Origin of the sequence: Anaerophaga thermohalophila DSM 12881, assembly GCF_000191885.1 — a bacterium.
Lineage (GTDB): Bacteria > Bacteroidota > Bacteroidia > Bacteroidales > Marinilabiliaceae > Anaerophaga > Anaerophaga thermohalophila.
The window spans coordinates 1-22,480 of sequence record NZ_AEWI01000149.1 but is presented as its reverse complement, the minus strand read 5'-3'; the positions used below and the strand labels follow the sequence as shown (position 1 = coordinate 22,480).

14 protein-coding genes are annotated in these 22,480 nt (G+C 40.2%); 10 read left to right on the top strand and 4 right to left on the bottom strand.

What is annotated here, in order from left to right; genetic code table 11:
- Positions 1-449 precede the first annotated feature (449 nt).
- The 3 genes from nfo (at position 450) to thpR (ending at position 2,661) form a co-directional block, all read left to right on the top strand.
- Complete coding sequence (nfo, locus tag ATH1_RS0117325; RefSeq protein ID WP_010424716.1) at positions 450-1,301, top strand: deoxyribonuclease IV; 852 nt, start codon at positions 450-452, stop codon at positions 1,299-1,301.
- Positions 1,302-1,355: 54 nt separating this feature from the next.
- Positions 1,356-1,973: a DUF4294 domain-containing protein gene (locus ATH1_RS0117320; RefSeq protein ID WP_029164199.1), complete on the top strand. Its 618-nt coding sequence runs from the start codon at positions 1,356-1,358 to the stop codon at positions 1,971-1,973.
- 118 nt (positions 1,974-2,091) lie between these two features.
- Positions 2,092-2,661 carry an RNA 2',3'-cyclic phosphodiesterase gene (gene thpR / locus ATH1_RS0117315; protein ID WP_010424714.1) on the top strand — a complete coding sequence of 190 codons (570 nt, stop codon included), beginning with the start codon at positions 2,092-2,094 and terminating at the stop codon, positions 2,659-2,661.
- Between the two features lie 485 nt (positions 2,662-3,146).
- Here thpR and ATH1_RS0117310 read toward each other — a convergent pair whose 3' ends face one another.
- Both ATH1_RS0117310 and ATH1_RS0117305 read right to left on the bottom strand, forming a co-directional pair.
- Positions 3,147-4,526 carry an alpha-amylase family glycosyl hydrolase gene (locus ATH1_RS0117310; RefSeq protein WP_029164198.1) on the bottom strand — a complete coding sequence of 460 codons (1,380 nt, stop codon included), beginning with the start codon at positions 4,524-4,526 and terminating at the stop codon, positions 3,147-3,149.
- A gap of 919 nt (positions 4,527-5,445) precedes the next feature.
- Positions 5,446-6,462, bottom strand: a complete 1,017-nt coding sequence (locus ATH1_RS0117305; RefSeq protein ID WP_010424708.1) for a LacI family DNA-binding transcriptional regulator — start codon at positions 6,460-6,462, stop codon at positions 5,446-5,448.
- A gap of 739 nt (positions 6,463-7,201) precedes the next feature.
- Between ATH1_RS0117305 and ATH1_RS0117295 the strand changes: the two genes are divergently transcribed.
- The 5 genes from ATH1_RS0117295 (at position 7,202) to ATH1_RS0117275 (ending at position 17,727) form a co-directional block, all read left to right on the top strand.
- Complete coding sequence (locus ATH1_RS0117295; protein ID WP_010424704.1) at positions 7,202-10,159, top strand: SusC/RagA family TonB-linked outer membrane protein; 2,958 nt, start codon at positions 7,202-7,204, stop codon at positions 10,157-10,159.
- A gap of 27 nt (positions 10,160-10,186) precedes the next feature.
- Positions 10,187-11,854 (top strand): RagB/SusD family nutrient uptake outer membrane protein, encoded by a 1,668-nt coding sequence (locus ATH1_RS0117290; protein ID WP_010424703.1) that lies wholly within the window; start codon positions 10,187-10,189, stop codon positions 11,852-11,854.
- Between the two features lie 20 nt (positions 11,855-11,874).
- Positions 11,875-12,894, top strand: coding sequence for a SusE domain-containing protein (locus ATH1_RS20215; protein WP_010424700.1), 1,020 nt, complete (start codon positions 11,875-11,877; stop codon positions 12,892-12,894).
- A gap of 101 nt (positions 12,895-12,995) precedes the next feature.
- Positions 12,996-14,813 carry a cadherin repeat domain-containing protein gene (locus tag ATH1_RS20210; RefSeq protein WP_010424699.1) on the top strand — a complete coding sequence of 606 codons (1,818 nt, stop codon included), beginning with the start codon at positions 12,996-12,998 and terminating at the stop codon, positions 14,811-14,813.
- A 130-nt stretch (positions 14,814-14,943) separates the two neighbouring features.
- Complete coding sequence (locus ATH1_RS0117275) at positions 14,944-17,727, top strand: alpha-amylase family glycosyl hydrolase (RefSeq protein WP_010424698.1); 2,784 nt, start codon at positions 14,944-14,946, stop codon at positions 17,725-17,727.
- Between the two features lie 219 nt (positions 17,728-17,946).
- On the opposite strand, the gene ATH1_RS0117270 is transcribed toward ATH1_RS0117275, so the two are convergent.
- Entirely contained in the window at positions 17,947-19,071 is a 1,125-nt protein-coding gene (locus ATH1_RS0117270; protein ID WP_010424697.1) for a sugar transferase, read from the bottom strand.
- A 137-nt stretch (positions 19,072-19,208) separates the two neighbouring features.
- Positions 19,209-19,424, bottom strand: a complete 216-nt coding sequence (locus ATH1_RS0117265; protein ID WP_010424696.1) for a hypothetical protein — start codon at positions 19,422-19,424, stop codon at positions 19,209-19,211.
- Positions 19,425-19,798: 374 nt separating this feature from the next.
- Here ATH1_RS0117265 and ATH1_RS0117260 point away from each other — a divergent pair, with 374 nt between their 5' ends.
- Together ATH1_RS0117260 and ATH1_RS0117255 are read left to right on the top strand one after the other, a co-directional pair.
- Complete coding sequence (locus ATH1_RS0117260) at positions 19,799-20,449, top strand: protein-L-isoaspartate(D-aspartate) O-methyltransferase (protein ID WP_010424694.1); 651 nt, start codon at positions 19,799-19,801, stop codon at positions 20,447-20,449.
- A gap of 715 nt (positions 20,450-21,164) precedes the next feature.
- Positions 21,165-21,806: an MBL fold metallo-hydrolase gene (locus ATH1_RS0117255; RefSeq protein ID WP_010424693.1), complete on the top strand. Its 642-nt coding sequence runs from the start codon at positions 21,165-21,167 to the stop codon at positions 21,804-21,806.
- The last annotated feature ends 674 nt before the right edge of the window (positions 21,807-22,480 follow it).

The window sequence follows — 22,480 nt, the reverse complement described above, 5'->3', positions numbered from 1 at the left end:
TTTATACATGTCCTTTTGTGACAAACTTTGCCATGCTCGTTTCATCCGTATAAAATTAATCTAAGTAATTGGAATGATGCAACTTATTATGCTTTGATTGATATAAGATTCTTCGCTTCGCTCAGAATGACAGACTGTCTAATGTCATTCTGAGGAGGTAACGACGAAGAATCTGTTCACTGTTTTTGGTTTCTTTGATGATTAGAGGTTAGATGTGTTTATGCAACGTTCCTGTTGAGACATTCTTTGCCCTGGTCGTTGCATCGTTCAACAATATATATAAGTATCTAAAAATATACATTAATCAACAAAACAGAAATAATGCCAGATTTGTACGGTTGCCAAAATGACAGTATGAGTATCATTAGAGATGGTCAAAATTTTTGATAACTTGCATTAACGGACAAAACGACTTGTTTAAAGTATTTTTCAAATAAACACAAAAAGAGATGAGTGGAAAATTTATAGGAGCTCATGTGAGCGCTGCCGGCGGAGTAGAGAATGCCCCGGTGAATGCTTCTGAAATAGGAGCCAACGCTTTTGCTTTGTTTACCAGGAACCAGAGGCAATGGAAGGCAAAACCTTTAACGGAGGATAGTATTAAAAGATTCAAAAAGAATTGTGAGGAGCTTGGATTTTCGCCTTCGCATATTTTGCCACACGACAGTTACCTGATAAATCTGGGGCATCCCGAAGAGGCAGGCATCAAAAAATCGCGCGATGCTTTTCTGGATGAAATGCAAAGGTGTGAGCAACTCGGGTTGAAATTGCTTAACTTTCACCCTGGAAGCCATTTGAACAAAATTTCTGAGGACGATTGCCTGAAGAGGATCGCTGAATCAATTAATATAACATTATCAAAAACAAGCGGCGTAACGGCTGTTATTGAAAACACTGCAGGGCAGGGATCCAACGTTGGTTACAGGTTCGAACATCTGGCTCGCATCATTGAGTTGACAGATGACCGTACGCGAGTAGGCGTTTGCATCGACACCTGTCATGGATGGGCTGCCGGATATGATTTTTTGACAGAAGAAGGTTATGAAAAAACCTGGGATGACTTTGAAAAAATTATTGGGATGGAAATGCTGAAAGGCATCCATTTGAACGATGCAAAAAAAGAGCTCGGAAGTAAAGTGGATCGTCATGCCAGTTTGGGAGAAGGTCAGATGAAAAACGTTACTTTTTCCAGAATGATGAAGGATAACCGTTTTGATGATGTGCCCATTATTCTGGAGACCCCTCAGCCGGAATTATGGCCCAAAGAAATCGAATGGTTAAGAAATGAAGCGGAAAAATAATTAAGGTAAGCTTTTTGCATGGAAATATAGCAGTTTAAGGCATTTTGGAAGTTTATGAGATTACTCCGGCAGATAAACTTTGTGGGATTGATGTTTGTTTTCTCCGTTTCCGGTCTGTTTGCACAAAATGTTAAAAAGGCAAATATGGCCGGCCAGGAGGTGTATATGCTTGAATCGAAAGTAGAGGGGATGGATACCATTCCTCATATTATGTTGTCTGAAGTGAAGGTTGTACCGAAGTGGGAATTCAGAAGTAAGCGTGAACGAAGGGTTTACAACCGGTTGGTAAAAAACATTAAAGTGACATTGCCCTATGCCAGAACTGCAGCAGGAAAACTGGAGGTAATCAATGCCGAACTGGCACAAATAGAGGGTGATAAGGCCAGGAAGGAGTACCTGAAGGAAGCCGAAAAAAGACTTTTTAATGAGTTTGAACAACCGTTGCGGAAGTTGAGTTTTTCGCAGGGTCGCATGCTGATAAAGCTCATCGATCGTGAAACCGGTGAAACCAGTTACGACCTGATAAAGGAATACAGAGGTGGTTTTTCGGCATTTTTCTGGCAGTCGGTGGCACGTTTGTTCGGTTCAAATCTGAAGGAAGAATACGATGCCGAGCGTGAAGACCGCATGATAGAACACATTATTATCCTTATTGATAACGGGATGTTGTAGGAATGTGTTTGGCGTTTAGTACTTTTGAAACGAACACCTTAGATATGTAAATCAACTATGCTCCGCTTATTATACTGCTAATTTAAAGATTTCTAACCCTTTTGCAAAAACATATAGTATGAGCAAAATAAGGACTTTCGTTGCCATTCCCGTGGTAGGTTTAACTATTCTGGAAAGTTGGATGGATGAACTTAAACAAATGAAAATTCCGGGAAAAATCAAATGGAATGAAAGGCATCTGTGGCATTTGACGCTTAAATTTATCGGGAATATCGAACGGCAGGAGGTAGACATCCTGCGTCAATCATTGAAAGGTGTTTTCCGGGATGTTCAGCAGGGGAAATTAGTCGTGAGCGGGACCGGCGTTTTCGGAACCATGCAAAAGCCCAGGGTTGTCTGGGCCGGAATTGATGTTGATGACTGGCTTCTTACTCTGAAGCAAAAAACAGAGCAAGGGGTGTCTGTGCTCGATATTCCCGGTGACGATCGTTCTTTCAGTCCGCATTTGACAATTGGCAGGGTGAAATATTTAAAACAGCCGGAAATTTTGAAGGAAGAAGTGGAAAAGAAAAAGAATACTGAATGGGGTATCATTTCCACAACGCGGATTGTGCTTTATGAGAGTAAATTAACCTCGGAAGGACCGGTGTATTCTGAGATTGAAAATTTTAACCTTAGTAAAGTATAGTTTATCAGCCATTCCTTGCCGTTCATCAGTATAAAATAAGTCTAAGTTATTGGTCTGATGTAACTCGCATGCAAGAACTTATACATGTTCTTTTGTGACAAACCTTGTCATGCTCGTTTCATAAATACAAAAGAAGAATCTGAATAAAGACAGGGAACTCTTTTGCTGGTGCGGATTTCTTTGCAGAGCAAAGCGGCAAAGCCGAGCGTTAATCCGCACCCCCTTAAGAGAATCTGGACTCGTTTCTTTGCGATCATAGCGTGGAATATTTTTCCAACACCTCAGAATAATAATCAGAGCCCGCCTGTAAAGTCGGGAAAAGTCGTATCAACTCATGTGTCTGTTCAGAAAGTGCCGGTTGCAAGGCTTGCGAAGCCGCCAAAAACGGCGTTTACTCTTCGTAAATGAGTCTTTTGGCGGCCAGCATAACACAGCAAAGGGTACTTTCTGAACAGACACTATTTATTACAGGTTATTTCGCTACATCAATGTTGTGTATATATTCTGAAATCCCAGGGTTGAAGTAAAACGCCTTTTACCGGGAGAGTCGTTTCTTTTCCTGAAAACAGTTCTATAAAGTTGCCCTTGGGGCCTTCTTCGATAAATACGCTTTCTGAGCTGTCAGAAAAATTAAAGACAGCGACAACCCGATTGTTTTCTTTTTTCCGTGAAAATGCAAAAAGTGTTTCCGGGGCATTGGTTTTGAGTATCTTCATTTCCCCTCCGGCGGCTCCATTCCACAGAGCAGGATTATTGGCTTTTAATGCAGTCAGTGTTTGATAGAAAGGAGTCATTTCCGATTCTTTCCATTCAATCCTGTCTTTTTCAAAAAATTCCAGGCTTTTGTTAAGACCGGCTTCTTGTCCTGAATAAATAAGCGGTATCCCTTCTACCGTGAACGTGAGTGCGGCCATTGTTTTTACTGCATCGCCCAGGCGATCAAAAGCCGTTCCGTTCCAGCTGTTTTCGTCGTGATTGGATGTAAATTGCATCGGGTAGGCACCATAAGGATAAAGTGTGTCTGTTTTTTGAAAATATTCCGTTATATCGATCGCATTTTTCTCACCCTTTGCCACTGCATTCATGATTTGGTGGAATTCCCAACCATAGTTGGCATTAAAGGCATATTCCAGTAATTCCTTGCGGGCTTCATCTTCCGCGAGCATCCAGACCGGTTTGATTTGCTCGAGCTCTCCGCGGGCTGTTTCCCAGAAATCGACAGGTACACTTCCGGCAACATCGCAACGATAACCGTCAATATTTGCTTCGCGAACCCAGAATTTCATGGCCTCGATCATTGCTTCCCTGAGTTGCTGATTGTCATAATTGAGGTCGGCAACATCCGACCAGTCTGGTTCCGGGGGAATAATTTCTCCCGCATCATTTTTGGTATACCATTCGGGATGTTCGGTAATCCATGGGTGATCCCATGCAGTATGGTTAGCAACCCAGTCAAGTACCAGGTGCATATCCATTTCATGTACTTTATCAACCAGTGATTTGAAATCTTCAAGAGTACCAAACTCGGGGTTGATGGCTTTGTAATCCTTAATGGAATAATATGATCCCAGAGTTCCTTTGCGGTTCTTTTCTCCGATGGGATGAACGGGCATCAGCCATAGTATATCGACCCCAAGTTCCTTGAGGCGGGGTAAATGACCGGAAAATGCATTAAATGTTCCTTCTTCGGTATATTGACGGATATTTACCTCATAAATAACGGCATCTTTACTCCACCCCGGAACCGGGGCATTGCTGATGTACTGTTTTTCGGATGATTGTTGATCTTTTTGCTGACCGTTCTGACAGGCCGGTAAAAGAAAAATAGCTGCCAGAAACAACGTTAGGAAGTTTAACTTTTTCATAATAGATTGTATTATTAATAGTTAGTTGTATTTAAAATGATTTGTAAATCAATTATTTGGATTCATTAGTTAGAGCCCGCCTATAAAATCGGAAAAATTTCTTACTTATTGTGTCTGTTCAGAAAGTGCCGGTTGCAAGGCTTGCGAAGCGTCCAAAAGCCCAGTTTACTCACGTAAATGAGCATTTTGGCGGCAAGCGTAACACAGCAAGTGGCACTTTATGGACAGGCACTGATAACTACCGTCTGAATGCCTTTAATGGCTTTTTGTAGAAGAAGGATGACTTGCGGAAATAGTGGTAATCAAAACTTCAGCATTGACCTGATCGGAGTGCCTGCATTAATTCATAATTTCGTAAAAAATTGTTTTATATTGGCGGACATACCTCCCAATCAAGAATTTATACATGTTCTTGTTCCCGGATAGTCCCCCGAATTATCACAGCAGTCACAATACAAAAAGAGGCAAATCTTGCCATTCTTGTTTAATGAATAATGCAGGTTATTATAGTGAGGCAGCAGAATAAAATCCCTTACAGTACAAATGTAAAAATTAATGTGAATGTTTGATAAAAAAGGTGCTATTTTAAAAATGGATTGAAAAAATTAAAGTATTGATACATTGATATTTCAATCATTTGCGGTGTTTTTTTAAAAAAAGAAAAATGATGACTCTTTTTCTTTGCAAACGATTTCGGAAGTGAGACTATAAATCTCAACGAGCATTACTCTGTTGCCTGATAACAAAGGTCTGAACTCAGAAGATGCAATGGCGCAAAGCTTTATTATTGAGATAGTTATGATGTACTGCTTCGATTTTTAAACAATTAAATTTCAGTCATTTGTAAAAATCTGACTAACCACTACTGACTAACCACTACTGACTAACCACTACTGACTAACCACTACTGACTAATTTATCAGGTCGATTGTCTTTGTTTTAAGGTAGGCGTCAATACTTTAGTGGAATAGTTGATCTCTATTCCCGGGTTTTCGAGTCGTTGGAGAAGTAAACGCATAGCTTCGCGGCCGGTTTCATAGCCTTTTTGTTCGACGGTGGTTAGTGGGGGACAGGCAATCTCGGCGTTGGGGCCGTCACCAAAACCAATGACTTTGATGCCGTCGGGAATTTTATAGCCGGCATTTTGAAGTGTTTGCATTGCAGCTATGGCAGTGCTGTCGTTGACGGCGAATATTCCAGTAACCTTCTTTTCCTGTATTAGTTTAAGGAGATGTTCACGTAAGCTGGCCACATATTCCCTGGTATCGCATTTTACAATGAGGTCTTCGTCAACCGGTATGTTGTTGTCTTGTAAAGCTTTGATGTATCCCTCTTTGCGTTGACTACCTATTATCAGGTGTTGTGGGGCTGCCAGGTGCAGTATGTTTCTGCATCCGCGTTCAATCAGATGAGATGTTGCAATGTGGGCGCCTTTAAAATCATCGGTGATCACCCGGTCGGTAAGAATGTCTTCACAAATGCGGTCAAAAAATACCATGGGAATCCCGTTTTCATGAGCTGTTTTCAGGTGTGAAAAATCTTTGGTGGTTTTGCTGACCGATACCAATATACCATCGACCCGGTGGTCGATAAGGGCTTGTGTGTCTATTACTTCACGTTGGTAATTTTCATTCGACTGACAGATCATAACATTATATCCCTCACCATAAGCCAGGTCTTCAATCCCGCTGATAACTGATGAAAAAAAATGGTGGACGATTTCGGGAATGATCAGTCCAATGGTATTGGTCTTTTGACGTCTCAGGCTCAGCGCCAAAGCATTGGGACGATAGTTTACCTTCTCGGCAAATGTTTTTACGAGTCTTTTCGTCTCCTCGTTTATATCTGGGTGGTCTTTTAATGCTCTTGAGACTGTGGATGGAGATAGTTCAAGGATTCTGGCTATATCTTTGAGAGTGACGTGGTTCGACTTCATCAGATTAATATTTGTTTAGGTTTACTGTCTTTTCTGTCAAAAGTCTGTTAAACTTTTACAGAAGATTTAAATTGAGTTCAGCTTATAATCCGGAATTTTAGCATTATGAGATTTGTTTTACATCTTATATGTAAAAATCCGGCGGCCTTTCGTGATGTTATAGGCAACTCTTTTCTTTTTTGTGAATGATTTTTTTGAAATAGTGTTTAAATATAAAAAAAAGTGGTGTATTTCTTTTTAGAAATATTCGCGAAAGGTTGTTTTTTCATTCTGAGGAGGCACGACGAAGAAATTCATCAAGTTGAAAACATCACATCTTTTGCAGATTCTTCATTTCGTTCAGACTGACAGGGGGCTGCATCTCATTAATAGCCGATTTGCAGCCAATTCATTATGTAGTGGGTTCCGAAAACGATTGCAGAAAAAATCAAAAAATGTTTTACAACATGTAAATTTTATGCAAACGAAACCGCAATCGTTTGCGGTATCGATTTCGATGATTTTATTGTAAAAAGTCAAAAATTGGTGTTAATAAATGTATACTCCAGCGTGGTTTTGGTTTAATTTTGTGTGTGAAGAAAGATGATACAGCCGGGAAGAAATGTAACGACATTTTGGAATAAAAACACCGGCGGAGTTGTTGACAGCAGAAAAAATCCCTTACAGAGGAGAGGTTCTTTCAAACGTGAAAGGCCGTTGAAGAAATGTTTAACCAAGTATATTTTTAAATCAAAGTTTTATGAAAAAACAGTTTAATTTCTACAAAATCCTGTTTCTTTTTTTAGGGCTTGGCTTTTTTATAAGTGCATCGGCCCAGGAGAAAACTGTGACAGGAACGGTAACAGAAGCCGGTACTGGTGAACCGTTGCCGGGAGTAACTGTAGTTATAAAAGGTACGCAGCAGGGTGCTATTAGTCGTGTTGACGGAACTTATTCTGTTCAGGCTTCACCCGAGGATGTTCTGGTGTTCTCTTTTATAGGTTTTCGAACACAAGAACAACCTGTAGGAGACCGTGAGGTGATAAATGTAACACTGGAACCCGAAATTCTGGGACTTGATGAGGTGGTTGTTATCGGGTATGGTACTGTACGGAAAGGAGATGCCACCGGGTCTGTCGATGTTGTTAGTTCGAAGGATTTTAACAGAGGTTCTATAACAACTGCTCAGGAATTGATGGTTGGGAAAAGCGCCGGGGCTATTGTGACTCCCGGGGGAGGTGCTCCAGGTAGCGGTTCGACAATAAGGATCCGCGGTGGTTCATCTTTGAATGCTTCTAATGACCCTTTAATCATAGTTGATGGAGTGCCTTTGGATAACAATAATGTCTCAGGTAGTAATAATTTTCTTTCAGTAGTTAATCCTAACGATATTGAATCTTTCACTGTTTTAAAAGATGCTTCTTCAACAGCAATTTATGGTTCGAGAGCATCGAATGGTGTCATTCTGATCGAGACCAAGTCGGCTAAGGAAGGAGCTCCGTTAAGAATTGACTATAATGTCAGGACATCTATAGAGAGTCCTATTGAATATGTCGATGTTTTTTCAGGAGATGAAATGCGTCAGATTGCGACTGAAAAATCCGAATTATTCGGGGTAAGCAATTTAATGAAACTGGGAACTTATAATACGAACTGGCAGGAAGAAATATTCCATAATGCCTTTACACAGGATCATAATTTAAGCTTCTCAGGGGCTTACAAAGTACTTCCATATCGGGTATCCGTTGGGTATACTAATGAAGAAGGTATTTTGAAAAATACCGATATGGAACGGTTTACCGGTTCTCTTAATCTCAATCCCTCCCTTTTGAATGACAATTTAAAATTGAATTTCAATGTTAAGGGGATGATTACTGACCATAACTTTGGAGATGAAGGGGCAATTGGTTCTGCCGTTAATATGGATCCTACACAACCAATCAAAGATGGAAACCCGGCTTCAGCCGGATATTTTCAGTGGGAAAACTATGGTGCAAATTTAGGTACTCCTAACCCAGTTGAGCAAGCTTTGGAAGTTGATAATAAGTCGACAGTCAAAAGAGTTATTGCAAATTTACAGGCAGACTATACTATGCCGTTTTTACCTGATTTGCGTGCGAATTTGAATGTGGCTACCGACCGTTCTGACAGCGAAGGACACAACAATCGACCAATTACAACCAACAGTCAGCTTGATGGTTCATTTACCGGTAGAGAAAACACGTATAATGCAGAAAATACCAATGACCTTTTGGATTTTTACTTGAATTACAAAAAGGATTTTGGAGAAATTCATAACCTGGACCTTACTGCAGGTTATTCTTGGCAACATTTCCAGAGAGAGAGTGACAGCTACACAAGAGGTCTGATTCCTGAAGGAGAGGAAGGATATGTAGAGCCTGTCAGTAGCGAAAATTCTTCTGAAAATTACCTTGTCTCATTTTTTGGACGTTTGAATTATACCTTAATGGACAAGTACCTGTTAACAGCTACTTTCAGGGATGATGGTTCATCCCGTTTTGAAGGAGATAATCAGTGGGGATTTTTCCCTTCAGTAGCTCTTGCATGGAAAATTAATCAGGAATCATTTCTTGAGAATTTTGATGAGCTGTCGGAATTAAAACTCAGACTGAGTTGGGGGATAACAGGCCAACAAGATATTGGTAGTGACTATCCCGCTCAGGCTACATATATAATGGCATCACCCGGATCTTATTATCCCATTGGAGGAGTATTTTTGCCAACATTAAGGCCAAATGCTTACGATCCGGATATTAAATGGGAAGAAACTACCACACAAAATATCGGGTTAGATTTCGGGTTCTTCAACAATCGTGTTGCCGGCTCTGTTGATGTTTACAAACGTGAAACCGAAGATTTGTTGAATACCGTGACCATTCCGACAGGAAGTAACTTTTCAAATCAGCTTCTCACCAATGTTGGAAGTTTAAAAAATGAAGGAGTAGAGGTTGCGTTAGACCTGGTACCACTCTCAACACGTGATATGTCTTTGAATGTCGGGTTTAACCTTACGTATAATGAAAATACAATTACAAAATTGTTGATGAGTGAAGACCCTAATTACATTGGTATTTTGTACGGAGATGCCTTTACCGGTCAGAAACAGGTAACACGAGTCGGAGAAACCGCCTATTCCTTTTTTGTTAATAAACAAGTCTATTATCAGAATGGAAAACCGATTGAAGGTATGTATGTTGATCTTTCAGGACAAGGTGGAACAGTGAACGGCGATAATGATGATAAATACATCTATAATAATCCGGTACCTGATTATTTACTGGGTCTTTCTTTAAGATTCAATTACAAAAACTTCGACATTTCTGCCTCAGGCAGGGCCAGCTTTGGAAACTATGTGTATAACCAGGTTGCTGCCGGCTCATCTTACGACCAAATGCAGCAGATTGGTTACTGGAAAAATTTTCCCAGAGTATTGGATGAATTTCAGTTTGTTAAGCGCCAGTTTACAAGCGATTATTTCGTTCAGGATGCATCATTTTTTAAGCTGGACAACGTAAGTGTTGGTTATAATTTTGAGAATGTTTTCAAAGACATCTCAGCTTATGTGAATTTCACAGCTCAAAATATATGGACTATAACCGACTACGATGGAATTGATCCTGAAGTGAATGGTGGAATTGACAATAATTTTTATCCACGTCCTCAGGCGTTTATTCTTGGGATTAATATTTCCTACTAATTTTCGAATTCTCAAAAAGACACAGATATGAACAAGATATTTATAATCGTTGGAGTTTTGACTTTCACGTGGATGTTTTCATCTTGTGTGGATGATCTTGACGTGAAGCCAAAAGATCCGGATACCATTCTTTCCGGAAATATTGGAGATGACCCTCAATATATGAAACAGGTTCTTGGGAAAATTTATGCCAGTTTCATTATTGCAGGACAAGGCGAAAACGGAGGAGCAGACATTGCTGCCTCTGATGAGAACTTTTTTACCACAATTAGAGCTTTGTGGAATCTTCAGGAGATTACTACTGATGAAGCAATTTGTGCCTGGACTGATGTGGGAATTGCAGATTTGAATACCCAGACATGGAGTCCGAGTAATCCTTTTCTGACAGCTCTTTATCAGCGCCTTGGTTTGAGTGTTACTTATGCTAATGACTTTATTAAGATGAATCAGGGCAGTGATGACCCGGAGGTAGTCAGATACGTTGCTGAGGCTCGATTTCTCAGGGCACTTGCTTATTCATGGCAGATGGATTTATTTGGCAATCCCCCATTCACTACTGAGAAAGACGGAGTTGGTAAATTTTATCCTAAGCAGATCAAGCGAGCCGATTTGTTTAATTACATTGTAACCGAACTGAAGGATATTGAAGACGATTTGGGTGAACCCGGTTCATCCTATCCACAAGCTGATAAAGCAGCTGCCTGGATGTTGCTGGCACGACTTTATCTGAATGCCGAGGTTTATACCGGGACTGCAAAATGGGATAGCTGTATTATTTATACAAATAAAGTATTCGATAGTAATGCTTATGAGCTTGCGGATGAATATTATCAAAACTTCAGTGCAAATAATCATTATCCTGACAATCCCGAAATGATTTTTGCATTGGAACAGGATGGAATTAACACTCAGGGATACGTTGGAACCACTTTCATTATTGAATCGAGCAGCGACGCTGATTATCTTCCTGCTGAAGACTACCACGGTTTAACAGAGAATACCAACTGGAACGGGAACCGTGCCAGAAAAGACTTTATGGATATCCTTGTTGATACATTGGCAACTTATGGAGATAACCCTGTTCCCTCTGATGTTTCAACATTTGAAGCTGTTGCGGATCAACGTGTATTCCTGAAAATCAAGAAATCTATCGATATCCCGAGTCCTTCAGCAAGTGGAGATTATGGCATCGGGGTTTATAAGTTTACGGCTATGAACTCTGATTATCCGCGAAACCCGGATGGTACTCTGCAGCGCGATGTTAATGGGGATTATTTGTCATTCCCAACAAATTACCATCCTGCTTATGCCAGTACCGACTTTCCTGTTTTTCGTCTGGCCGACGCATACCTGATGCGTGCTGAGGCTAATTACAGACTGGGTAATTTGCCTGAAGCTGTTGATGATATTAAAATTGTAAGACAGAGGGCATACGGCGATAGCAGTGGAGATATTTCTATTGACGATCTCGATGAAGAATTCTTATTGGATGAACGGGCTCGTGAGTTTTATTATGAGGCTCAGAGACGTACCGATTTGGTTCGGTTTGGACAGTTTACCGATGGCACATATCATTGGCAATGGAAAGGCGGAACCTTTGAAGGGACATCAACTGACAGTCATTTGAATCTTTTCCCGATTCCAGGAGATGAAGTTGCTGCCAATCCAAATATTAAGCAAAATCCGGGTTACTAAACCAATAAAAAAGAATAACAATGAAAAACAAAATATTTTTATATCTGGCTTTTATTGGGTTAATGGCAAGCCTTCTTTCATGTGAGGATGAAGCTGATAAGGTATACATGCTTGATAACCCAATTCCACCGTCAATACAGACGATGCCCGAGTTGACACTTGAAAGAGATAATGGATCTGATACGCTTGAATTCATCGGAACACCTGTTGATCCTGGTTTTCAGGCCTCTGCAAGGTATTTCTTAGAAGCTGCCGCAGCAGGTACCAATTTTGAAGATCCGGTACAGGTATATTCCGGTATTAAGGCCGAATCAATTAAGATGACTGTAAGTGATCTTAATACTATTTTAGTGAAGAAATTCCCGGCGGACGAAACATCAACTGTTGAGTTCAGATTACGCGCTAATCTTGTAGTGGATGCCGGAACGGGTGCGCCAGGAACCGGAACCAATCCGTTTGAATATATTTCGGAGGCTAAGACCGCTGATGTAACAATATATGGTTTACCACGTCTTGACTTGCTTAATTCCGGAGTTGACCAGAAAATTGAATCTCCACTGGGCGATGGAAACTATTCAGGTTTTGTTAAACTTGATGCTGCTATGCCATTTACTCTTTTAAATCCTGATACAGATACAGAGTATGGCGGAAGTGGAGGAACTTTAGTCGTTGATGGAGCCGGCATTGCTGTAGATGAAAATGGCTGGTATAAATTATCTGCTGATATTAATAATCTTACTTATGAAGCAGAACCATTTATGATTGGAGTTGTTGGTGATGCCACTCCAAATGGATGGGGCGCTCCTGATTTGAAGATGGATTATGATCCTGAAACTGGAACCTGGGTTCTGACAACGGATCTTGCTGATGGATATATCAAGTTCCGTATGAATGATGATTGGGGTTGGAATTTAGGCGGTACGGAAGATGATCTTTTTAAAGATGGTCCTGATATTCCGGTAAGTGCAGGTAATTACACAATAATTCTGACTCTTACAGGAGACGCGAGCGGAACATTTGAAATGATAAAGAACAACTGATGAACATTATATGAAACGTGCATGGCAAGGCTTTCCACTCTCAAGGATGTGTATGAAGCCTTGCATGCACTTTCTATTCTGTCAATAATAAAATTTATACTATGAAAAGATTTAATATATATGGAAGTTTGGTTATTGTTGTCTTTATGACAATGATTTTCTCTTCCTGTACTGAAGAAATGTCGGAAGTCCGGCTGGACCCGACATTGGCTACGACTCAATCTATGAATATCGGTTCTGATACTGCTGTTGTTGAAGGGTTTGTTGTTGCGGAAGGGAATGGTATTACTGAAAGAGGAATTTGTTACAGTACCTCTGAAATGCCTACAGTTGATGATAATAAAGTGGTATATGAGGGTGAAACTGAAAATGCTGCCTTTAAAGTAACCTTGAGAAACCTTGATTATGCCACCACTTATTATGCACGTGCTTATGCTATTAGTGAGAAAGGTATAGTATACGGTGAACAGCTTAGTTTTACAACCGATCCGGTTGTTCCAACAGTTACAACTGTGGATGTGACCGATATAACTGGTAATTCAGCCAAAAGTGGTGGTAATGTTACTGTTGCCGGAGGGGCCGAAGTTACAGCAAAGGGTGTCTGTTATAGTACCGAAGAAAATCCCACAATTGAAGACAACAAAACCGAAGATGGTGAGGGAATGGGAGAATTCGTCAGTACATTAAGTGACCTGAAAGGTAACACTACTTATTATCTTCGTGCTTATGCCACCAATAGTGCAGGTACAGGATATGGACCACAGGTATCCTTTACTACATTGGTTGATGCCCCGGTTGTGGTAACATCACCTGTTGATAATATTACCAAAACTTCTGCTGTATTGAATGGTGAAGTAACTTATGACGGTGGCGGAACGGTTACTGCTCGTGGTTTTGTATGGGGGACCGAAGAGAATCCCACACTTGAAGATAATAATGTCATTGCGAGTGGTGATGGAGTTGGGGTATTTTCTGAAACCGTTGACGGATTGACTAAAAATACGACCTACTATGTACGCGCATTTGCTACCAATAGTTATGGGACTGCTTATGGTGACAATATTTCGTTTAGAACGCTTGCTGATATTACTAAGTTCTGGGTTGTTGGAGATTATAATGGATGGGACAATAGTGACAATGCTGAATATATTATCTCAACGCCTGAAAGTAATGGTCTGGCAGAAGGATATGTTTACCTGACTGCCGGAGGTATTAAGCTTACTACCGATCATTCATGGGACAATGCACATACTTTTGGTGACGATGGCTCAGGCGGATTGACCAACCCGGGAGATAATATTCCGGTTCCGGCCGATGGATATTACAGGATTCAGGCTAACCTGAGCGACATGAGTTATTCACTTGTTAAAATGGTCTGGGGAGTTGTTGGAGATGCTACACCCCGTGGATGGGCTGCTGATACCCCTCTTGAATATGATCAGGCTCAAAAAGTTTTGAAGGGTGCAGTTCATTTTGTAGAAGGCGAATTTAAATTCCGTGCCAATAATAACTGGGATTACAACTATGGAAGTGATGCAGCAGATGGTAATTTGACAGCCGGTGGTGCTAATATTCCGGTTGATATGGAAGCCGACTATGCCATCACTCTTGATTTGAGTACGCCAAATGAATATACCTACAGAGCAGACCGCTGGGGAATTATTGGTAATGCAACCCCGGGTGATTGGGGTGCTGACACAAACATGACCTGGGATGAAACAAATCAAGTATTTACAGTAACGTTAGATATGACTGCCGGTGAATATAAGTTCAGAGCTAATGACGCCTGGAACTACGATCTTGGAGGTGATATTAATGCGCTTACACCTGGAGGTGCAAACATTGCCATTGGAGAGCCAGGTAATTATACAATTACTCTGGATCCGTGGGCAAAAGTTGCTACTGTGACTAAAAATTAAAAGGGTTTAGGTTGGGGAGATCGTCTGTTTTTACACGACGGTCTCCCTTATATGTTTATTCATTATTCTATGAGCAGGATAAAGTTTGTCATACAAGAATATCATTAAGTTCTAACAATCTATCAATCTAATGAGACAGCTCTTTTTTTTCATAGTCATATTAACCATCACTACATGGGGGAATGCCCAGGTAGTCACCACCGAACCGGCTATTCCTACCGAAAACGATGAGGTTATTGTTACATTTCATGCTGAAGAGGGGACGGGTGGACTGAAAGATTACGATGGTGATGTTTATGCTCATACCGGCGTTATTACTGATGAAAGTACCAGTAGCTCTGACTGGAAGTATGTGGTTTCAGCCTGGGGAGAAAATCTTGCGAAGACCAAACTGAACAGAGTAGATGTCAATGCTTATACTTTGTCGATTAGTCCAAATGTTCGAGAGTATTACGGGGTTCCTGACGGTGAAAAAATTCTCCGGATGGCTTTTGTATTCCGGAGTGGGGAAGAAGTCAACGGGAGCTTCCTTGAAGGAAAGGCCGAAGGTGGTAACGATATTTTTGTAGATGTGTATGACTCTGAATTAACTGCCGTTATTACCCAGCCTGAAGACGGGGCTTTGTTTGATCCGGGTCAGGTAATTGAAGTGACGGGTCAGGGGCAACAGTCGGTATCGCTTGAATTGTTTTATGATGATGCTTTGGTAGAAACTTCTTCTGAAACCGAATTAAGCTATTCAATGGCTGCACCCGCTGATGGCAGTCATCAGTTTGTGCTGGTTGCTACAGGAGACGGCGGAGCTACCGATGCCGATACTGTCGACTTTTATATTAAAGAGCCTGTTGTTCAGGAACCTGTTCCCGACGGGCTTCGGAAGGGTGCCAATATTATTGATGAAAATACAATAACATTGGTGTTACAGGCTCCTGAAAAATCGTATGTTTATGTTTTGGGCGATTTCAACGATTGGCAACCCCGTCCCGATGCACAAATGAAAAAAGACGGCGAGTTGTTTTGGCTGACGATTTCGGGGCTGGAACCGGATGTGGAATATGCTTATCAGTATTATATCGACGGAGAAGTGAAGGTTGCCGACCCATATACAAATAAAGTTCTCGATCCTTGGAACGACAAATACATTCCGGAACGAATATATCCCAATCTGAAACCTTATCCACAAGCCGATGGTGCTGAGGGAATTGTTTCCGTGTTTACTACAACACCGGAAGAATATCAGTGGAAAACCACAGATTTTACACCGCCTTCACCTGAGGATTTAGTCATTTATGAATTACTGATTCGTGATTTTACCGAAAATCAGGATATAAAGACGGTTACCGATACACTTGACTATTTGCAACGTTTGGGCGTGAATGCCATAGAACTTATGCCTTTCAATGAATTTGAAGGAAATGACAGCTGGGGCTATAATCCATCGTTTTACTTTGCCACGGATAAGGCTTACGGAACACTCTACGATTTTAAAGAATTTGTTGATGAATGTCATGCCAGGGGTATAGCCGTGATTATGGATATGGTGCTGAATCACAGTTACGGGCAGTCGCCTTTTGCACGAATGTACCTGGATGGTGGAAAACCGGCCGAAAACAATCCCTGGTACAACAGGGAGCACAACATGAAAAATACTGCTGCCCAATGGGGATACGATTTTAATCACGAGAGTCCCTACACTCAGGAACTGGTTGACAGTATCAACGCTTATTGGATGTCGGAACTCCGAATTGACGGTTTCCGGTTCGATTTTACCAAAGGATTTACCAATACCCCGTATGGGCCCGATTCATGGGCCAGCGATTATGATGCCAGCCGTATTGACATATTAGAGCGTATGGCTGATGAAATATGGCAACGAAATCCGGAGGCTGTGGTGATTTTTGAACATCTTTCAGTAAATTCCGAAGAGAAGGAGCTGGCCGACTATGGTATTTTATTGTGGGGTAACATGAATTATTCCTTTAGCGAAGCCGTAATGGGGTATAATGATAATTCTGATTTTTCATGGGCCTCATATAAACAAAGAGGGTGGTCATCACCCCATTTAGTGGCTTACATGGAAAGTCACGATGAAGAACGGGTCATGTACAAGGCTCTGAAATATGGTGATACTTCGGGAACTTATGATGTGAAAGAGCTTGAAAATGCAGCTTTACGCTCAGGGATGGCGGCTATTTTTCTGATGTCCGTTCCAGGCCCCAAAATGATATGGCAGTTTGGCGAAATGGGTTACGATATAAGCATTGAAGAAGGCGGGCGCCTTAGTCAAAAACCGCCCAAGTGGGAATATCTGCAGGATTACACCCGTGAGTCGTTATGGAATTTTTATGCCAATATTATTAATCTGAAAAAGAAGTATAAGGTATTTTCTACGTCCGACTTTGTTATCGATGTAGATGGTCCTGTCAAACATATCCGGCTTAACGGCTCGGATGTTGATATCAGGCTGGTTGGAAATTTTGGTCTGGAGAGCAGCAAGGTTACTCCATTCTTTAGTCATACAGGTTGGTGGTACAACCATTTTCAGGGCGACAGTATTAACGTTACCAATGAAAATATGCAAATTACTCTTGGCCCCGGACAATTCGCTTTTTATACTTCTTCCAGGCTTGAAGGGTTTAGAAATGTTACATCTTCCGGTCAGGATTTGATCTTTGAGGATAATGATATTCATGTTTTTCCAAATCCTGTTTCCGGAATGTTGAATATTAAGACCACGAACGACCTGGTATTAGAGAAATTTTATGTTTATGATTTTTCAGGCAGGACAGTGTTCTCAAAAAATATATGGGGGGAAACTACTTTCGATGTTTCGTTCCTTCCTGAAGGCTTTTATATCATCGAAATTGTAGATGCTCATCAAAAAAGTCATTATCATAAGTTTATTAAAAAATGAGCCTGCTCCTGTAAGAGACTTTCAGGAAAAGACTCGGATAACATGAGCCCGGTCTAAAAAGCATCTTAGTTGCCAAAATCATTGTTGTTTTAAATTTTTTATCCTCATTAACAACAAGTTAACTCCGGTACAAAATTTAAAACGCCTTGATTTTGACAGAAATATGCCTTTTAGAGCGGGTTCATAACATTTTTCTCAACAGGATTGTCCGGATTATCCTTAAAGCCGGTTGGAGATAACGTCTTTTTTGTTGAGGTTCTGGAGTTTGAACCATCTTGAAACCGGGTCTTCATCATGGAAGGGAAGTATTTTTTCTTTTGTACCGAGCACTTCTTTTTCCCTTATTCCGCATTTTTTAAATGTTTTGGAGAACAGATATTTTATTGTTTGTCCGATAATTTTCAGGTTCATAAAAAATGATGGATGGTTTAGGTACACTATATCATAGTACAAACGGTCGGTCATTTCTTCGATTGAACTTGCATAGCCATATTTCACCATTCCCAGGGAAGTAAGTCCGGGTTTTGTCTGATAGATAATTTTGTAGTATGGTATTTTATCTGATAAGTAATTAGCATAATACGGTCTTTCCGGTCTGGGGCCTACTATGGACATATCACCTTTCAGAATATTCCAGAATTGCGGAAGTTCATCTATGTGCCAATATCTCAATATCTTACCGGCCTTGGTGATTCTATTGTCTTGTAAATGAGAAAGTTGGGGGCCGTTTTTTTCCGCTTCAATGTACATGGTTCTGAATTTGTAAAGTACAAACTCCCGGGCATTTTTACCGAGTCTTGTTTGTTTGTAGATAACAGAACCTTTGGATGTTAGTTTTATGGCCGCTGCAATAAAAGGAAAAAGAATAGCGGAGATAGTTAATCCTATTAAAGCAATCGCTTTGTCAGTCAGGTAAATGATCAATTTTTCTATCCTGTTGATGGTTTGAGGGAAAAGCCGGATGTGTGGAAGATCATTGAGTTGGTTCAACCTGATAAATCCGGCGAACAGGTCCGGTTCCAGAGGAACCAGTTTAATAACCGCCTGTGAAAATTTGAGCGATAGTAATAAATCCTGATTTACCTCATCATGCCGGGGTGACCCAATCATGATTATCTCGTCTGATGAGTGTTCACTGATGAACTTAGAAAAATCGTTTATATCCCCAATGTAGTTTAAGTGTGATGGTAATGATTGACTTGCGAAGTATCCGGGACATTTCAGATTATTTGCCGATAGGAATTCGTCAAGTTTCGCAAGAACGTTGACGGATGGTGTCTGGGAAAAAATGAAAATTACCGTCTTTGTTTTTCTTTCCTTGGTTGTTTTTTTTGTAAAAACCATAAATAAATCATTTTTTCGGATTAAAAATGAGTTTGGAATTATGGTTATGCCCGCTCCAAAGCATCTTTGTTGACAAACTCATTGTTGTTTTAAATTTTTGAATTTTCATTAACAAGTGGTTAACTCGTCACAAAATTTTAAATCGCCTTGCTTTTGACAAAATATGCTTTTATACCATACTCATGAATAATTTGATTCTGATTCTTACCCAAATTTTTACAAGCAAACGGCAGAGCCGGGCAGTGCAATTTTCGCACACTGCCTGCCTCGTACACCAATTGTCGGGGTACACCTAAGTAAATCGCTTTTTCACTTTGTTCAAACCGCTCAACGTAGGTCTTATAAAGCTGCATAATTGCTTCTATAGAAAAACGTAAATATTGCTTTCCTGGTATTTCTTATTTGATTATTTTATGTGTTTCTTTGATGAAATGAGTCCCGATTCCCGGGACGAGTTTCATCAGGTCTTAAAAAACAAATTTAATGAAACGGTCATTAAGATTTGATTACTTAAGTCTGCCGTTGACCGCTTGTTGCTGAAGCTTTGAACATAAGCGCCATGCTTTCGGCAACCGTATGAGATGCACCTTATTGTGTATATATAATTTGTAAGTCTTATTGCAGATGTCAGAGCAATAAATCAGATTAATGAAAAATATTAAAAAGTTGTTAAATATTGTGTATTAATTGTTTGTTCATTGATACGTATTAATCAATAAAAGGTTTTATGGAGTTATCAGATTCTTTTCGTCATAAAGGATTGCGCCACCGGTTGGTACGTGAAATAGAAAGGAAAGGTATTACTGATAGAAATGTTTTGGAGGCAATAGGTAAAGTGCCACGACATCTGTTTATGGACAGTTCTTTTGTAAATATGGCCTATAAAGATCAGGCATTTCCGATAGGGCAGGGGCAAACTATTTCTCAGCCCTATACTGTAGCAGTACAGACTTCTTTGCTTGATGTTCATCCCGGCGACCGGATATTGGAGATAGGAACAGGTTCCGGCTATCAGGCTGCTGTTTTATATGAGATGGGAGCTTCTGTTTTTTCAATTGAGCGCCAGAAAAGGTTGTATCAAAAAACATCCCGGTTACTGGCTTCCATGGGGTACAAAGACGTCAGGCTTTTCCTGGGCGACGGATATGAAGGACTTCCTGCTTATGCGCCTTTCGATAAAATTATTGTTACCGCGGCCGTTGATGAGGTACCTTCTTCTTTACTAATGCAGATTAAAACCGGCGGATTGTTGGTTGTCCCGTTGGGTGAACATTCACAAACAATGACGCGAATTAAGCGTTTATCTGATGATGATTTTGAAAAAGAAACATTTGGTGAATTTGCCTTTGTACCGATGCTTAAGGGTATCGCTAAATAATGTCTGTTCATAAAGTGTCATGTGCTGTGTTACAATTGCCGGCAAAATACTCATTTCAGAAACGAGCATGACAAAGATTGTCACAAAAGAACATGTATAATTAACCTTTAATCATCTAAGAAACCAAAAACAGGTAACAGATTCTTCGTCGTTACTTCCTCAGAATGACACCGGGCATCCTGTCACTGAGCGAAGCGAAGAATCTCTCTCTGATTGATAATTGTCAAATCTGTGTCAATCTGTGTAATCTGTGGTGAACTCTCAACCTTAATCTCAACCTCAACTTTAGCTGTTTGTCATTCTGAGCGGAGCGAAGAATCTAAAATCAATTAAAGAATAATAAGTTGCACCATTCCAATAACTTAGACTAATTTTATGCGGATGAAAATAATTGGAAGTTAACGGTGGATTAAAAATCCACTACTAAGGGGGTGCTGATTAACGCTCGGCTTTGCCACTTTGCTCTGCAAAGAAATCCGCACCAGCAGGATGAAATCTTTCCTTTGCGATTTTGGCGTTCCTTTAATTTTGCGTTCTTTGCGTGGAATAAAAATAGACAAGATGCATAACATTAGCCCCGTATAAAAAGTATCTTTGTTACCAAACTTTAAAACGCTTTGATTTTGACAAAAATATGCTTTTTATACCGCACTTAACAATATATGAATCATCTTATATTTAAGAATATAGGAATCTAAAAATATACCAATTTATCATGCTACATATTGAACAAATGGTTTTCAATCCGTTTCAGGAAAATACTTATATCGTTTATGCCGATAACGGTGATTGTGCCATTATCGATCCCGGAATGTTGTTTGAGCAAGAACAGGAACACCTGGTTGAAAAAATTTCCAGCCTTAAAGTTGTTCCCCGCCTGCTTTTACAAACTCACCTGCATGTTGATCACGTTCTGGGAAGCCGGTTTGTATCGGAGAAGTACGGTTTGGAGCTTATGGCACATGAAGCCGACGAATTTTTAATTGGTCAGTTCCGGAATATGGCGGCAGCTTTTGGAATGGAGATAGATGAGGATCCACCGGCTCTCGTTCATAAGTTAAAAGACGGGGATTCAGTAAAACTGGGAGATGTTTCATTTGAAGTTATACATATCCCTGGGCATTCTCCCGGAGGTATTCTTTTTTACTCATCCGAAGGGAAAGTGTTACTGGCAGGTGATGTTTTGTTTAAGGGAAGCGTAGGCCGGTCCGATTTACCCGGAGGTAATAAGTATGAGCTGATAGATGGAATCAAAAAGAGATTGTTGGTTCTTCCTGATGATGTGACGGTCTATCCAGGACATGGTCCTTTCACTACAATTGGTGAAGAGAGAAGTACAAATCCGTTTTTGCAGTAGTTTTAATTCGTATAAAAATTTACTTAAGTTATTGGTTTGATGCAACTCGTCCCGGCTTATTGCGACTCATTTTATCATACTTTAATTGGTGTTAGATTCTTCGCTTCGCTCAGAATGACAAACAGTTAAGGTTGAGGTTGAGGTTAAGGTTGAGAGTTCACCACAGTTGACGCAGATGAACACAGATTATTTTTATTGGCATCAATAAAAATCACATTTTAGTCTGTTTGCTTTTTTAGATTCTTCGCTCCGCTCAGAATGACAGACTGTTTAATGTCATTCTGAGGAGGTAACGACAAAGAATCTGTTCCCTGTTGTTTCTTTGATGATTAGAGGTTAGATGGTGGTTATACATATTCTTATTGTGAAAAACCTTGTCATGCTCCTTTCATCTCACATTTAATAAATTGTTACGGCTGTTAGAATTGTTAAAGTTGTTGATGTGTTAGTTGTTAGAATGTTATAAGTTTTATCACATTAGCTAACAATCTAACAATCTAACAATCAATCTAATGATCTAACAATCTAATGACCTAATGACCTAATGACCTAATTACCTATTAAGGCAATCTTTGCCATGCTCGTTTCGTTTTGACAAAAATCATTGGTTCGAATTATAAAAAATTAGTTCTTTTATAATATATATTGAGTGCAGTCTAAAAAGCCTTTTGACC